The 15,210-nt window shown below is 45.6% G+C and carries 11 protein-coding genes, 1 other RNA gene and 1 other annotated feature; of the genes, 3 read left to right on the top strand and 9 right to left on the bottom strand.

Annotation, left to right across the window (positions count from 1 at the left end):
• Positions 1-70 precede the first annotated feature (70 nt).
• The 6 genes from recD2 to EV213_RS13360 form a co-directional block, all read right to left on the bottom strand.
• A complete protein-coding gene (recD2, locus tag EV213_RS13385) occupies positions 71-2,383 on the bottom strand; it encodes an SF1B family DNA helicase RecD2 (protein WP_133581054.1) in 2,313 nt (770 codons plus the stop codon).
• 59 nt (positions 2,384-2,442) lie between these two features.
• On the bottom strand, positions 2,443-3,105 hold the full coding sequence (locus EV213_RS13380) for a tetratricopeptide repeat protein (protein WP_133581053.1): 663 nt from the start codon (positions 3,103-3,105) through the stop codon (positions 2,443-2,445).
• A gap of 90 nt (positions 3,106-3,195) precedes the next feature.
• Positions 3,196-4,293 carry a tRNA 2-thiouridine(34) synthase MnmA gene (gene mnmA / locus EV213_RS13375; RefSeq protein WP_133581052.1) on the bottom strand — a complete coding sequence of 366 codons (1,098 nt, stop codon included), beginning with the start codon at positions 4,291-4,293 and terminating at the stop codon, positions 3,196-3,198.
• A gap of 18 nt (positions 4,294-4,311) precedes the next feature.
• Complete coding sequence (locus EV213_RS13370; RefSeq protein WP_133581051.1) at positions 4,312-5,469, bottom strand: cysteine desulfurase family protein; 1,158 nt, start codon at positions 5,467-5,469, stop codon at positions 4,312-4,314.
• A 242-nt stretch (positions 5,470-5,711) separates the two neighbouring features.
• Positions 5,712-6,131, bottom strand: coding sequence for a cysteine metabolism transcriptional regulator CymR (gene cymR / locus EV213_RS13365; RefSeq protein WP_133581050.1), 420 nt, complete (start codon positions 6,129-6,131; stop codon positions 5,712-5,714).
• The gene (locus EV213_RS13360) at positions 6,076-6,738 is read right to left on the bottom strand and encodes a YczE/YyaS/YitT family protein (protein WP_243740124.1); all 663 of its coding nucleotides are present in this window, start codon (positions 6,736-6,738) and stop codon (positions 6,076-6,078) included. Before EV213_RS13360 ends, cymR begins: the two co-directional genes overlap by 56 nt.
• Positions 6,739-6,974: 236 nt before the next feature.
• On the opposite strand from EV213_RS13360, the gene EV213_RS13355 reads away from it, so the two are divergent.
• Both EV213_RS13355 and EV213_RS13350 read left to right on the top strand, forming a co-directional pair.
• Positions 6,975-8,300 (top strand): AAA family ATPase, encoded by a 1,326-nt coding sequence (locus EV213_RS13355; protein ID WP_133581049.1) that lies wholly within the window; start codon positions 6,975-6,977, stop codon positions 8,298-8,300.
• A 93-nt stretch (positions 8,301-8,393) separates the two neighbouring features.
• Positions 8,394-9,029 carry an RsfA family transcriptional regulator gene (locus tag EV213_RS13350; protein ID WP_133581048.1) on the top strand — a complete coding sequence of 212 codons (636 nt, stop codon included), beginning with the start codon at positions 8,394-8,396 and terminating at the stop codon, positions 9,027-9,029.
• Between the two features lie 725 nt (positions 9,030-9,754).
• On the opposite strand, the gene ssrS is transcribed toward EV213_RS13350, so the two are convergent.
• The 3 genes from ssrS to hisS all read right to left on the bottom strand — a co-directional run bounded on the left by ssrS (position 9,755) and on the right by hisS (position 13,034).
• Positions 9,755-9,939: non-coding RNA, 6S RNA (gene ssrS, locus EV213_RS13345), on the bottom strand.
• Between the two features lie 54 nt (positions 9,940-9,993).
• On the bottom strand, positions 9,994-11,760 hold the full coding sequence (aspS, locus tag EV213_RS13340; RefSeq protein WP_133581047.1) for an aspartate--tRNA ligase: 1,767 nt from the start codon (positions 11,758-11,760) through the stop codon (positions 9,994-9,996).
• Positions 11,757-13,034, bottom strand: a complete 1,278-nt coding sequence (gene hisS, locus EV213_RS13335) for a histidine--tRNA ligase (RefSeq protein WP_133581046.1) — start codon at positions 13,032-13,034, stop codon at positions 11,757-11,759. Before hisS ends, aspS begins: the two co-directional genes overlap by 4 nt.
• 95 nt (positions 13,035-13,129) lie before the next feature.
• Positions 13,130-13,348: a binding site (T-box leader), on the bottom strand.
• A gap of 215 nt (positions 13,349-13,563) precedes the next feature.
• On the opposite strand from hisS, the gene EV213_RS13330 reads away from it, so the two are divergent.
• Complete coding sequence (locus EV213_RS13330) at positions 13,564-14,913, top strand: N-acetylmuramoyl-L-alanine amidase family protein (RefSeq protein WP_166639309.1); 1,350 nt, start codon at positions 13,564-13,566, stop codon at positions 14,911-14,913.
• The last annotated feature ends 297 nt before the right edge of the window (positions 14,914-15,210 follow it).

Here is a 15,210-nt window from a genome sequence, read left to right as displayed (position 1 = left end):
AACATACTGAGAAGCACACCGTACATAAAGAAAAAATGCCCGGAACTCCGAACATTTTTAGTGTGCCCTCTTATAGGAAATCATAAGGAGAAACATTTTCCATTCCTGGTTCATCAACCTCTTGTAATGAAAAATACTCGTTTGAATCAACTTCATCCATAAAACGGTAAGCTAAACTCGTTTGCCTTGTGAAATCCATCGTTCTTCGCGCAGCTTCGTTAAATGCCCCGAGCTGGCCACAGAGAATAAGATAATCCTTACTACGAGTAATGGCCGTATATAATAAATTCCGTTGTAACATTCGGCGGTAGCTATACACTAAAGGAATGATGACGATTGGGTATTCGCTGCCTTGGGATTTATGTACAGAGCAGCAATACGCTAAAGTAAGTTGAATGAGGTCTTGCTTTGTATACACGATCTCCCGTTCATCAAAGTCAACGACAATTTGCTCTTGCTTGTCCGTCGTCTCGTTCGCCTTCATAATCGCTACAACTTCGCCTACATCCCCATTGAACACATGGTCTTCAGGTCGGTTCACGAGTTGAAGTACCTTATCGCCTGTGCGGAGAATGCCCCCTTTATGAGCTGTTTCACGTTTTTGGGGGTTTGGAGGGTTAAAGCATTCCTGTAACCTAAGATTTAACGCATCAATGCCTGCAGGGCCCTTATACATTGGTGCCAATACTTGAATGTCGTGTGGACTATAGCCTTTACTAGCCGCATTGCCACATACTTTTACAACAACATCGGCAAGCTGATGCTGAGAGCACTCGAACATACGCCGGTCGTTTGTTGGCTCGAGAATATCTTCAGGCAGCTCCCCTCGCTTTAAAGCATGCGCCATCCGTATAATGGAGGAGGATTCAGCTTGCCGATAAATATCAGTGAGTCGGACGACGGGAAACGAGTCCGCCTGAATCAAATCCTTTAGCACCTGACCTGGCCCAACAGATGGAAGTTGGTCTTCATCGCCAACAAAGATGACCTTGATCCCGTCCTCTACTGCCTTTAATAGTTGATTTGCCAAATAAACATCCAGCATTGAAGATTCATCAACAATCAATAGCTTTCCTTTCACAGGGTTCGTTTCATCGCGAGAAAATTTATTTTCTCCATTCCACCCGAGCATTCGATGAATCGTCATCGCAGGAAGACTCGTCGATTCACTCATCCGTTTGGCGGCTCGACCCGTTGGAGCAACCAACAACACTGGAAACGGATCATCTTTTTTATAATCCGACGGATCCAGTGAAAAACCTTCCATTTTTGCAAGCACTTCAACGATTCCACGAATAACAGTCGTTTTCCCAGTACCTGGTCCACCCGTTAAAATCATCATCTGCGCACGCAATGCCGTTTCAACTGCCTCGCGTTGTCTTTCAGCGTACGTGATGCCACGCTTTTCCTCAATCGTACCAAGGGCTTTTAGGAAGGCAGCCTGCGAAAAACGATCGCTCTCTGTCGTTGCGAGCAAGCGCCCAATTTGCGTTCGCACTCCCTTTTCCGCCCAATAAAGCTGTGCCATAAACACCTTGTCGTCTTCTTTGATGATTTTCTTGTCTGCTTGTAGAGTTGACAAATATGATGTTAAATCTTCGATCCGAAGCCTTAACAATTGTGCCATTCTTTGACGGAGTTGTTCCTCGTGCAAATATGTATGACCGTCATTTTGACCTGCTTCATACAACACATAAAAGCATGCCGCTTCAACTCGTTTTGGATGGTCTCCAGTAAACCCAAGCTTAGCTGCAAGTTCATCTGCTTTTAAAAATCCAATGCCTTCCACATCGTGTATCAATTGATAAGGGAACTCCTGCACCATCTCGATCGTCCGCTCTTGATACGCCTGATAAATTTTTATAGACAGCTGGGGACCAAAACCATAGTCTGCCAACGCACCTAATACAAGCTCCAATCCACGATGTTCCTTCAGTGCACTTCGCAAATCTTCCTTTTTTTTGGTCTTTAAGCCTTTGACCGCATCCAACGCAGCGTCATCATTCAAGATTTTTTCAATCGCTTGCAGCCCAAGCTCGGCAACAATCCGTTCTGCCGTTTTTTCACCTATGCCATGAAATAAATCACTGGACAGATAATGCACAAGCCCTTGTTCCGTTGTAGGACTTTCTTTACGGTAACGCTCCACTTGATATTGCAAGCCAAAACGGGGATGCTGATGAAAATGCCCATAAAACGTCACAGACTCATCCTCAGACAGTTTTGGGAAGTGTCCCGTAATGACGACTTCCTTTGTTGCTTCTGGCAGGTCTTCCGTGCTTTGTTCAACAGCGATTTTCGCCACCGAATACAAGGATTGATCGTTATGATAGATTAGCGCCTTAAGCTTGCCCTGCACAAATGGAGTTGCTGTTTCAGACATAGGTTGAACACTTCCCTTCTCACCGTCTATCTGGCGTGATTGTCCATGCAAAGTTGCTGTCAATCGGCCAACGTATCCACCGCTTCTAAAGCATGCACAGCAAGCGTATGGTCAGGCTGGATGACCAGCGCTTTTTGTAACGCGCTTTTTGCTTTATCTACATCGTTTTGGGTACTGTAGGCGATTCCGAGGTTATACCACGCGTCAGCATGCTGCTCGTCCTCTTCCACGATACGTTCGAGGTGAGGCAATGCCAACAAGATTTCATCCGTTTTTGCCAGCGCAAGCGCAAGCTGAAAGCGGGCTTCGATGTCATCTTCATTCAAATCAATGGCTTGTTGTAAATAAGGGAGCGCAAGCCGAGGATTGTCAAGAAGAAACAGACTTGACCCAAGCATAAAATAGACGTCGCTGCTCTCTAGCTTCGCATCGACTGCTTTCTGAAACTGTTGAGAAGCCTTCTGGTAGCTCTCTTGATCATAGTATAAAATGCCAAGACCATAGTAGGCAGCACCGGCTGATGGATCAAGCTCAATCGCCCGCTCAAAAAATTGTATCGCCTTATCAGCTTCGCCCATGGATTGCAGTAGGTTGCCAAAATTAACATACGCTACTGGATCTGTTGGTTGTGCTTCAATGGCTTGATTAAATGCCTTTGCAGCCTGTTCTATGTCGCCTTCTTGCAAATGCTGAATGCCTATTTCATTGTATTCTTTTGTCATAAGTATACCTTCTTTCCGGGAAACCCGTTATGCTGTCATTAAAAAAGGCAGGCAACTGGGCTTATGCCACAGCACCTAACCTAAACGTCATTATCCAACGTGCAACAGTTTGTTACCCTCTTTGTAGACCTCATCAATCGTCCCACCACCAAGACATACATCATCTCTATAAAAGACAGCAGACTGTCCAGGGGTAATCGCTTTTTGAGGCGTATCGAACCGAACGGTAACGCTATTGTCATCAAGACGCTGAACCGTCACAGGAATATCTGGCTGACGGTAGCGAAATTTTGCCATGCATTTCATTTCAGTAGCATCAGGAGGCAGGACCCAATTGACTTCGCGAGCAATAAGACTCGTTGAATACAAGGCTTCATGGTCATCTCCTTGCTCAACATATAGCTGGTTGGTCGCCATGTTTTTGCCGACAACAAACCAACGATCGCCAGCACCGCCGATACCAAGACCTCTGCGTTGGCCAATTGTATAATACATCAGTCCCTCATGCTTGCCCACAACTCCTCCGTCCATCGTGACCATCACACCTGGCTTCGCAGGAAGATACGATTGCAAGAATTCCTTAAAGTTCCGCTCGCCAATAAAACAAATGCCCGTGGAATCTTTCTTTCCCGCCGTCGCTAATTCTGCCTTTTCAGCGAGATGACGGACCTCTCGTTTTTCAAGCTCGCCCAAAGGAAACAACACATGCGATAGTTGCTTCTGCGACAGCTGATGCAAAAAATACGTTTGATCCTTTTGGCCATCGATCCCTTTTTTAAGCAAGACACCCTCCTCTGTTCGTTCAACACGGGCATAGTGACCCGTCGCCACATAATCTGCACCTAAGCTCATAGCGTGCTCAAGAAAGGCATTAAATTTTATTTCCTTGTTGCACATTACGTCAGGATTCGGCGTGCGTCCTGCTTTGTATTCCTCAAGAAAATACGTAAACACACGGTCCCAATATTCCTTCTCGAAGTTTACGGAGTAGTAGGGAATGCCAATTTGTTCAGCAACGCGAGCGACATCTTCAAAGTCCTCTGTGGCCGTACAGATGCCGCGTTCATCGGTATCGTCCCAATTTTTCATAAACAAGCCAATGACATCATAGCCTTGCTCTTTGAGAAGCAACGCTGTTACCGACGAATCTACACCACCGGACATGCCTACTACAACACGTTCTTTCATCCTTTTCTCCTCCTTCCTCTAGTTGTTTTTGCTTAAACGTCGAATAATCGTAACCGTCCGTTTCGCGGCCTGTTCGACCTCATCAACATCCATGTATACACCAAAACTAAACCGCACGGAGGTCATCGCCCGCTCCGGTAGATCCGGCCACATTGCTTGTACAACATGGGAGGGCTCTAACGTTCCTGCGGTGCATGCCGAACCACTAGAAGCCGCCACACCTTCTAGATCCAAATTCATGAGCAATTGATCACTACGAACATCAGGAAAGCAAAGGTTCACGATGGAAGGCAAGCTTTCCACTCCACTTGCGCCATTCGTAGAAAAAGATAGCTTTGCATCCTCTAGCACGGACAGGAAACGTGTCTTGAGCTTTTGCAGATGATCGTGGTGACCAACGAACTGCGCTTGCGTTAGCTCGATGGCCTTTTCGAATCCACATAAACCAGCGATATTTTCTGTTCCTGCACGATGCTGTCGTTCCTGTGATCCACCGTGCAGAATTGATTCAATTGAGTTTGCATGACGAACGTACAAAAAACCAACGCCGTTCGGTCCATTTAATTTGTGTGCAGCGGTTGTGAGGAAGTCAACGTTTAGTTCATCAACTTGCAGCGATTGAATGCCATACACCTGTACAGCATCTGTATGAAATAACACCGGATGATTTAGTAGCCTCGCGCCAATTTCACCAATCGGCTGTAGGGTTCCCACTTCATTGTTCGCCGCCATAATTGAGACGAGCACTGTAGAAGGCTTCAATGCCTCCTCAACCTGATCTGCTGTGATAAAGCCTTCACTTGACGGAGACAAATACGTAACGTCCCACCCACGCTTTTCAAGCGCATCAAAGGCCTTTAAAACCGCATGGTGTTCAATCATCGTCGTCATCATATGCCCTTTTTTCCCTTGCTTCTCTGCTGCCGCTGCTACACCTAAAATGGCAAGGTTATCCGACTCGGTGCCGCCACTTGTAAAAATGATCTGCTTTGCCTCTGCACCAATTGACTTTGCTGCCGTACGGCGAACCGCTTCCATTCTCTGCTTTGCCTCTCTTCCAAAAGTGTGTGTGCTAGATGGATTGGCAAAATAGGTCTGACTCGCTTCGGCTACTGCTGCAATGACGTCAGGGTGCATTGGTGTTGTGGACGCATGATCAAGGTAAATACGTTTCATTAAGAAAGCCTTCCTTTCTAGTGCGTGCAAGGAGGCTTTGGTGTTTTAGGGGTCACACACGCTCAGCCTCCGCGTTTTTTTTAGGCTGATGAGAAACGCTTGCTTTCTTCGTTGCTTTGCCTTGTCCGGTGCTCATTGCCCTTATGGCAGCGCCTCGCCTCCTAAGACTTTGCGCTTAGAGCAAACAAACGTTTTCGTTCAGTTTAGGTTTTTCAGCCTTCGGATTTAATGATATTTTTAGCTTAAATATAAAACATGTAGGATTCTTGCTCATCATTGCTCTCGTAATTCGCCAAATCTTCAAGCGTCGTGTTGTCAAGAACATCCTTGACCGCATCACGAATACGAATCCATAGGTCACGTTTCGCAGGTTCTTCATCTTCTAATACTTCAACGAGACTAATCGGTCCTTCAAGCACACGAATAATATCCCCTGACGTAATTGTCGCTGCATCTTTTGCTAGCACGTACCCTCCGTATGCACCACGGATACTTTTCACAAGCCCTGCGTTCCTTAATGGGGCGATTAACTGCTCAAGGTAATGCTCTGACAGGTTATGATCCTGCGCAATTGATTTTAACGATGTCGGTGTATCACCAGTTTTTTTAGCCAACGCGATCATAATGGTTAGACCGTATCTTCCTTTTGTCGATATTTTCATTTTGATCTCTCCTGTTCAACAAATATGTCATACTTCGTTCGCACATTGGAAGCGTCACCCCTACGACGGGACCAATACCAAATGTAAAAATAAGTGTTCCCCAAAAAACGGGTCCCCCAAGCAACCAACCACATGTGAGTACAATCATTTCCATTGCACTTCGAATTCGTCGGACGGGCCACCCTGTTCGTTTCGTTAATGCAAGCATTAATGAATCTCTTGGGCCAGCACCAAGATTTGCTGAAATGTACATGCCGATGCCAAAACCAATGATCATAATGCCTGCTAGCAGCATTGTCCATTGAAAAATGAGCATTTCTGGCGTTTTAAACCAAGGCATTAATAAATATACATCAATAAAAACTCCGACAAGTACCATATTCACAAAGGCACCTGCCTTTGGCCACTCACGCTCTAAAATGGAAGACATACCAAGAATCATACATCCAATAATGATGGACCACGTTCCGATGGTCAGACCAAGTTGTTTGTACAAGCCAATATGCAGAACATCCCAAGGCGCACTACCGAGGTCTGCTCGTATCATCATCGCAATACCAAAAGCCATAACGGCCATGCCGATTAGGAAAACACTTATACGAATCACTCTTCGCCTCAACCTGTGTATACAGCTCCTTTTATACATCATGCGACAAAACTGAACACATTATATCATGAAACCAATCTTTCTTGCATTGTTGGCTACAGTGGTGTATGTTTCGAACAGATTGTAGCGCTGATGACTCTAGTATATCACCGCTGAGATAGGAACGCTTCCATCACAGCTTAGAAAACAGAGCAATCTAAGCTGACATGGGACCATCCATGAATAGGAGGACTGGCATGGATCTATTTTCAATGAATAACCGGTCGCCAAAAGGGACGCCTCTCGCTTCGCGCATGCGTCCGCGAACACTTGATGAGTTTATTGGTCAAGCACACATCATCGGCAAAGGAAAGCTACTGCGCAGAGCTGTTGAAGCAGACCAGCTCACTCCGATGATCTACTTTGGACCGCCTGGCACTGGAAAAACAACGTTGGCCAGAATTATCGCCCATACGACGTCAGGTATCTTTGAGCAATTAAATGCCGTCTCTTCAGGCGTAAAGGATATTCGCGAAGTAACAACAAACGCGAAGGAACAGCTGCTGATGAATGAAACGAAAACGATTTTATTTATCGATGAAATTCATCGCTTCAATAAAAGCCAGCAAGATGCCCTGCTCCCTTTTGTTGAGGACGGGACGATTGTCCTCATTGGGGCAACGACAGAAAATCCAATGTTTGAAATTAATCGGGCGCTCTTGTCACGATCACGCCTTTTCGAATTTCATTCTTTAACAAACGATGACGTAAAACATGTTCTCCAGCAAGCGATTCAAGATAAAGAACGCGGGTACGGTGAGTACGCAATTGAAATAGCGGAAGACGCTCTCGCACACCTCGTCGACGTCGCAACTGGAGATGCTCGAACAGCACTCAACGCCCTAGAGCTTGCCGTTCTCACAACGTCACCTGCGGACAATGGCGAAATCCAGATTTCTTTGGAAGCCGCAGAGGAATCCATTCAGCGTCGCGTCGTCCACTATGATAAAAACGGCGATGAGCATTACGACGTTATTTCGGCATTCATTAAGAGCATTCGCGGCTCTGACCCCGATGCCACGCTATATTGGCTCGCCAAAATGATCTATGCTGGTGAAGATCCGCGCTTTATCGCTCGCCGTCTCTTTGTTCATGCCGCTGAGGATGTTGGCCTAGCGGATCCAAACGCACTCCTTATCGCTGAGGCTGCGGCACGTGCGGTTGATTTTATTGGCATGCCAGAAGCTCGAATTCCTCTAGCAGAAGCCGCTCTCTATCTTGCAACTGCTCCAAAAAGCAATCGTGTGATTACCGGAATTGATGCTGCCCTTCGCACGGTTGAAAAGGAAAAAGGCGGCTTAGTTCCCGCTCACCTTCGTGACGGTCATTATCCAGGAGCTAAAGAGCTTGGGCGAGGGCTGGATTACAAATACCCACACGATTATGAGGGCGGGTATGTGCCACAGGCGTATCTGCCAGAGCACTTAAGTAAACGCACCTTCTACCAACCTACTGATCGAGGGTACGAAAAAACGGTCCAGAAACGACTTGATTATTTCCTTCAACGTAAAAAAGACGTATAAGTCAAGCGCAGAGCGGTCATACTGTTCACTAGTAAAGCGGGACGAAGACGCCTTGGGTGCCGTCCAAATCTCATAAACTAGGAGCTGAACAATATGATTAAAGTGAGACAGGATGCTTGGTCGCATGAAGATGACCTCCTGCTTGCAGAAACTGTCCTTCGTCACATACGTGAAGGAAGCACACAATTAAAAGCCTTTGATGAAGTGGGCGATGCATTAAATCGAACATCTGCTGCGTGTGGCTTTCGTTGGAATGCAGAAATTCGCAATAAATATGAACAAGCGATTGCCATGGCCAAAAAACAGCGCAAGGCATATAAGAAAGAACAAGCTCAAGCGTACGTCCCTGGGCATATAAGAGACGAACCGGTAAAGCGTGCTACAGAAGGAATCACACAGTCACCTTCCCCTACCGCTGCAAAAACATCAATGACTTCTTTACAGGACGTCATCCAATTTTTGAGTACCTTTGATGAAAAACAGTCTCAGGTGCTGGCAGAGGATCATGAACAGCTTCAACGGTTGTATGAAAAGCAGAAGGAAGAGATTCAAGAGCTTGAGGAAAGCTATCAGCGTTTGAAGGATGACTATGAGGATATCCAAGAGGATTACCAAACCTTTGTGCTTATGATGGATAAAGCGAGACGGCGTACAAAGCTTGATCAAAATGCCTCCGTCGGTCGGTTTCGTATGGACGAGGATGGGAACTTCACACAAGTGGCGAAATAGAGACCGTTATGAGAAAAAATAAATACAATTTATGTAAAAATCACTTATATAAACTCCAAACAGTTTCAATTTAATCTGTTTGGAGTTTTGTTTTTAAGACACTGACCGCTTCGTCAAAATACTTCGCTTGCACCCTAAAGGGTATAAGGTCAACATCGATTCGCGAGTACCTCATCGTGTTTTCTTTTCACCCTACGGGTACAAGTGCAACATCGACTCGAGAAGACCTCGTCGTGTTTTCTATGCCGCCTGGCACGGCTTCAGCTTCCTCGGAAAGCATAAGCGGCTTTCCTCCGGGATCTTCAGCTCGCGCTGTTTCACCCTAAAGGGTACAAGTGCAACATCGACTCAAAAAGACCTCGTCGTGTTTTCTTTGCCGCAGGAGTCTACGTATTTTGACTACGCTGATGTTTTGTTTTTTGCGTAAAGTGTTTTTATTTTTTTATGTTCTTATTACAATGGAGAAAATGAAAATTTAGTTTAGCCACTTTGCTTCATAACTTGTGACCGAAGATCATCTGCTTCGCAGGATTGATCTTCGAATATGTTTATGTCTTTGTAAAGAACTCATACTGCACGTATTAAGGAACCTGAATTAAATAAAACTCCGAACAGATTCAATTGAATCGTTCAGAGTTTTTCTCAGTAAATTAGTTATGAGATTGCTTCACTTATCTTTTTGTGTTTACGTATTTTTAATCTTTATCCTAAGTCAACATAAAGAAAGAAACCCCAATGGTGCCGTCTCCTCAAGTGTTTTGAACCCGCTCTTCACAGGTGGGTGCGCAGTTTCCGAAATCTTCTCCTTCCTCAGCTTACGAGGCATGAAGGCATCCGAAAAACAATCGCTCCCGATCACACTATTGTTCGGTCAAAACAAGGCGAGGAAACACGTACACTTCAGGACTTCTTTCTAAAACTATATCATAGACAACAAAGCGTTGCAATAGTAGTCAGATTATTTTTACACATCTAGATCAATATGCAAATCGCTGAGCTGTTTCTTGCTGACAGCTGATGGCGCTGCGGTCATCACATCAGATGCACTCGCCGTTTTCGGAAAGGCAATGACCTCACGCAAGTTGGAATGTTCGGCTAGCAGCATGACTAGTCGATCTAATCCAAATGCGATACCGCCGTGTGGTGGCGTGCCATATTCTAAGGCGTCAAGCAAAAAGCCAAATTGCTCCTGACTTTCTTCCTCACTGAAACCAATCGCCTTAAACATACGCTTTTGAACGTCATTTTCATGAATACGAAGCGATCCCCCACCAATTTCGTACCCGTTCAAGACAAGATCATACGCTTCAGCTTTTACGTCGGCTGGGTTGCTCTCAAGCTTATCCAAGTCTTCTGCAACAGGCGATGTAAATGGATGATGCGCGGCGTGATAACGATTTGTTTCGTCATCATACTCAAGCAACGGCCATTCTGTAACCCATAATAAGTGATGGGCCTTTTGATCAATGAGGTCAAACTCTTTGCCAAAACGCAAACGTAATGCACTTAGTGTATCGGCTACGACGCTAGGCTTGTCGGCAACAAACAACAGCAAATCGCCTTTATTGGCCGCAAACCGCTCAATCATTAGGTCAAAGTCGGCGTCATTAAAGAATTTCGCAATTGGTCCTTTGACTCCATCTTCCTCTACCTTGAGCCAAGCGAGTCCTTTTGCCTTGTATTGCGCAGCAAAATCAGCAAGCTGATCAATTTCTTTACGCGAGTATCGATCGGCAGCGCCTGGTACACAAATGCCCTTCACCTGTCCACCGTTCTCAATGGCTTGACGGAAGACTTTAAAATCACAAGCTGTTGCTAGGTCTGAAAAATTCTTCAGCTCGACACCAAAGCGTGTATCGGGTTTGTCGGAGCCGTAACGTGCCATTGCTTCGTCATACGTCATACGTGGGAACGAAGAATCAATTTCGATACCTTTCACGTCTTTGAAAATCTTAACAACCATCTTTTCCATCATCGCAAACAGCTCATCTTTTTCGAAAAACGACATTTCAAGGTCGAGCTGTGTAAATTCTGGCTGACGATCGGCTCGCAAGTCTTCATCACGAAAGCACTTCGTAATCTGATAATATCTTTCGAGTCCAGATACCATCAACAGCTGTTTGAAGAGCTGTGGTGATTGTGGAAGGGCGAAAAATTCGCCTGGGTGCACACGGCTTGGCACAAGATAATCACGCGCGCCTTCAGGTGTGCTCTTTGTCAGCATCGGTGTTTCTACTTCAGTGAATTCAAGATCATCAAGATAGTGACGAATCGTTTTAAACACCTGATGACGGAGCCTCAATGTGTTTTGCATTACAGGCCGTCTTAAATCAAGGTAACGATAGCGCAAACGAATGTCTTCGGACGTTTGCAGGTCATCTTCAATAGGAAATGGAGGCGTTTTTGCTTCATTCACTATTTTGATATGCGATGCTTCAATTTCAATCTCGCCAGAAGGAATTTTTGCGTTGACGGTTTCTTTGCTTCTCGCCACAACTTTTCCTTCTACGTGCAGGACGTATTCACTTCGTACACTCTCCGCTGTCGTAAAGGCATCAGCAAACAGCTCTTGGTCCGCTACGACTTGAACAATGCCTGACGCATCTCTTAAATCAATAAAGATGACGCCACCTAGATCTCGACGAGTGCTAACCCATCCTTTTAGTTCGACAGTTTCTCCGATTTGTTCATTTCGTAGTTTGCCACAGTAATGCGTTCGTCCTCTACTCATGCTTGAGCTCCCCTTTGTTGAATATACTTAACCACTTCTTGCAAGCTCACTTCGGCTTGCTCGCCAGTCTCCATGTTTTTCACTTGCGCAATCCCTTTGTTTAATTCTTCTTCACCAAGAATGACAACGAATTCCGCTTGCAAACGGTCCGCCATTTTAAACTGGGCTTTCATTTTTTTATCCAAATAATCTCGGTCTGCAGAAAGACCCGCTTGACGCAATTGCTGTAGCAGTTTACTTCCTTCCAACTTGGATTCTTCACACAAACATGCAACAAAGCAATCGAGCTTTTTGGATATAGGCAACTCAACGCCTTCTGTTTCTAGCGCAAGCAACAGTCGTTCAATGCCTATGCCGAAGCCCATACAAGGCGTTTCTGGACCACCAATCTCTTTCACCATGCCATTGTAGCGTCCGCCACCACTTAACGTTGTGACGGCACCAAACCCTTCTGCCTCGCTCATAATCTCAAAGGCTGTGTGATTGTAATAATCTAGCCCGCGAACAAGCGTCGGATCAATCACATATTGGATGTCGTTAGCATCAAGATACTTTTGAACATCCGCAAAATACGCTTTCGATTCGTCAGATAAAAAGTCGAGTATGGCTGGTGCCGATTGAACTAACGGATGTTCCTTATCCTTTTTGCAATCAAGAATGCGGAGCGGGTTCAGTTCTAGTCTCTTCTGGCAATCCTCACAAAACTCGTGAATCGATGGCTCGAAATGGGCGACAAGCGATTCGCGATGACGTTTTCTGCTCTCCCAGTCTCCGAGAGAATTAATCACGAGCTTTAGCTTCTTAAGCCCAAGGGATTTGTACGTGTTAAACGCAAGTGAGATGACCTCAGCATCAATGCCTGGATCCTCACTCCCCAAGGCTTCAATACCAAACTGATGAAGCTGTCTCATGCGCCCAGATTGAGGACGTTCATAGCGGAACATCGGTCCAATATAAAAAAGTTTTACAGGTTGTTGTGAGAGACCAAAGAGCTTGTTCTCCACAAAAGCCCTCGCCACAGAGGCCGTCCCCTCAGGTCTTAACGTAAGGCTGCGATCGCCTTTATCCTTAAACGTGTACATTTCCTTTTGAACAATATCAGTGCTTTCTCCAACACCTCGTAAAAACAGATCAGTATGTTCAAAAATAGGCGTCCGAATTTCATGATAGTTGTACGCACTACAAAGCGTTTTTATATGGTTTTCAACGTACTGCCATTTTTCAATCGTGCCCGGCAACAAATCTTGCGTGCCACGCGGAATGTTAAAGCCCATTTTTTGTCCTCCTCAGTCGTTTTCATCAATGCTCAACGCAATCGTTTAGGCAAATTTGTACAATTGCCAACAACGCAAAAAAATCCCGTCCCTAAAAAAGGGACGAGATTAACCCGCGGTGCCACCCTCATGAAATGCCAAATGCATATCACTCTGTACAGTTATCGCCTGCTAAACGTTGTCCCTACTTTCATCTTTCAGGACAAAACCTCAGGAAGTGTCTTTCGCTAAAACGCTCTGAAAGGATTTCCAGCCGATGATCCTTCTCTCTTGGCAGGCTCTTTTCTAGCAACTCTCTTCTTCAACGGTTGCGCCGTATTGTATTGCTTTTATAGTACGCAGGTTCATCCAATGTGTCAAGGGCTCATTTCCTAAGCCGTGACGAAAGCACTGCATTTGTAATAGAAACGAAATGTGAATAATAAAGGAATATAGGCGATTTTTGTCGAAATAGTGCGCAGTGCATAATCTATCCTTCATTGTATTCATTCAATGGAGTGCTTTAATTCAGCTAGAAGGAGGATGTTGTTTGAAACAAGCTTGGTTTTTTCTTATTTTGTTGTTTTTCGCACTCATTTATACGACGCAGCCAGTTGATGCTGCATCACAGGCAACCGTCCAAACTGATTCATTAAACGTTCGTGAGGAACCTACTCGAGAAGCCCCCGTTCTTCATACGGTAAAGGCACAGCAATCCTTCCCAGTCGTCGAGGAAAAATTCGGTTGGGTCAAGATTCAGCTAACAAATGGGTCTACTGGATGGGTCGCAGGGTATCTCGTTTCGACAAATCAGTCCGCCCAAACAGATGCACCTTCCAATCAAGGGAGTATCGCTACAACCGGGACTGCGGCCGTCGTCACAGCCACTCAACTTCGTGTCCGTTCAACTCCATCGACTGAAGGTGACATTTTAGGGGCATTATTCGCTGGAGAAAAAATCACCGTGTTAGGCGAACAAAACGGTTGGTCACAGGTCAATTACAAAGGCCATAACGCATACGTATCAAGTAATTTTCTCCAAGAAAACGGTGCGCAGCCTGCCGCAATCGGGACGGCACCTGTTACTACACAACCAGTTGTTGATACAGTAGCTACTCAATCCTATGTGACGTCTTCCGTCGAAGGTGCCCGTGTTCGCTCAGCGCCTACGACAAATAGTTCCATCATGCTACAGTTAAACACAGGAGACCGCTTGCCTTTTCTCAGGGCAGAAGGCGATTGGTTTGCCGTTGAAACACCACAAAAACAAGTTGGTTATATCGCAAATTGGATTTCTAGAACCGATTCATCATCGGAATCACCAGCTAATGTACCTGCCCCGCCAGCGAATCGCTCAGGTGGCATACAAGGAAAAACAATTGTCATTGACGCCGGTCACGGTGGTCGCGACCCAGGAGCGATAGGCAAAGGCAGTACGTATGAAAAAACAGTGGCTTTACGGACCAGTTTAATGCTTGCAGATAGACTCTCATCTCTTGGAGCCAATGTCGTCCTTACACGATCAAATGATACATATTTAACACTGAGAGAACGCGTTCAAATTAGCGAAGCGAACGCGGCCGATGCCTTTCTTTCCTTGCATTATGATGGATCGGACAACTCTCTGGCAACAGGTGTAGGTAGCTTTTATTTTGATAGCAGAGGCAAGGCACTCGCAGCAACGATTTTGCCATCGCTTTCCTCTCACACAACAATGACAAACCGTGGAATAAAAGAAGCCAATTACCATGTTCTAAGAGAAAATGCCCAACCTGCTGTTTTGGTCGAGCTCGGGTTTATGACGACGCCGACCGACGAGCAAAAAATTGTGACAGCCAGTTATCAAGCAAATGCTGTAGCTGGCATCGTCGATGGCTTAGCAGCATACTTCGGTGAATAAAAGGAACACAAAAACTGTCCTACCCTCAGACATAATGAGCGGTGGACAGTTTTTTTATGCGATCATCTTTCAGATACGCGATCTCTCACGTACTTCAGATCAATTGGTGCTTATCCAAGCAGTTTGCACCAGTATCCGCGCAGATTGGGACATTACCCGAGCATGTTCTGACCGTATCCGCGCAGATTGGGACATTATCCGAGCACTTTCTGACCTCATTCGAACAGTTTAGAGCTGTATCCGCGTACTTTAAGCCTATCGAAGCAGTTGTTTTCACTTCGGCTTGCCATTTTCCCT

Source organism: Aureibacillus halotolerans, from assembly GCF_004363045.1.
In the GTDB taxonomy this organism is placed as follows: domain Bacteria; phylum Bacillota; class Bacilli; order Bacillales; family DSM-28697; genus Aureibacillus; species Aureibacillus halotolerans.
The sequence above is the reverse complement of the archived record's forward strand: the minus strand, read 5'-3'. Positions and strand labels throughout refer to the sequence as shown.

Bases quoted from the DNA above. Each gene is read 5' to 3' on its own strand.
- recD2 (WP_133581054.1), bottom strand. From the start codon at position 2,383: ATGTCTGAAACAGCAACTCCATTTGTGCAGGGCAAGCTTAAGGCGCTA.
- EV213_RS13380 (WP_133581053.1), bottom strand. From the start codon at position 3,105: ATGACAAAAGAATACAATGAAATAGGCATTCAGCATTTGCAAGAAGGC.
- mnmA (WP_133581052.1), bottom strand. From the start codon at position 4,293: ATGAAAGAACGTGTTGTAGTAGGCATGTCCGGTGGTGTAGATTCGTCG.
- EV213_RS13370 (WP_133581051.1), bottom strand. From the start codon at position 5,469: ATGAAACGTATTTACCTTGATCATGCGTCCACAACACCAATGCACCCT.
- cymR (WP_133581050.1), bottom strand. From the start codon at position 6,131: ATGAAAATATCGACAAAAGGAAGATACGGTCTAACCATTATGATCGCG.
- EV213_RS13355 (WP_133581049.1), top strand. From the start codon at position 6,975: ATGGATCTATTTTCAATGAATAACCGGTCGCCAAAAGGGACGCCTCTC.
- EV213_RS13350 (WP_133581048.1), top strand. From the start codon at position 8,394: ATGATTAAAGTGAGACAGGATGCTTGGTCGCATGAAGATGACCTCCTG.
- aspS (WP_133581047.1), bottom strand. From the start codon at position 11,760: ATGAGTAGAGGACGAACGCATTACTGTGGCAAACTACGAAATGAACAA.
- hisS (WP_133581046.1), bottom strand. From the start codon at position 13,034: ATGGGCTTTAACATTCCGCGTGGCACGCAAGATTTGTTGCCGGGCACG.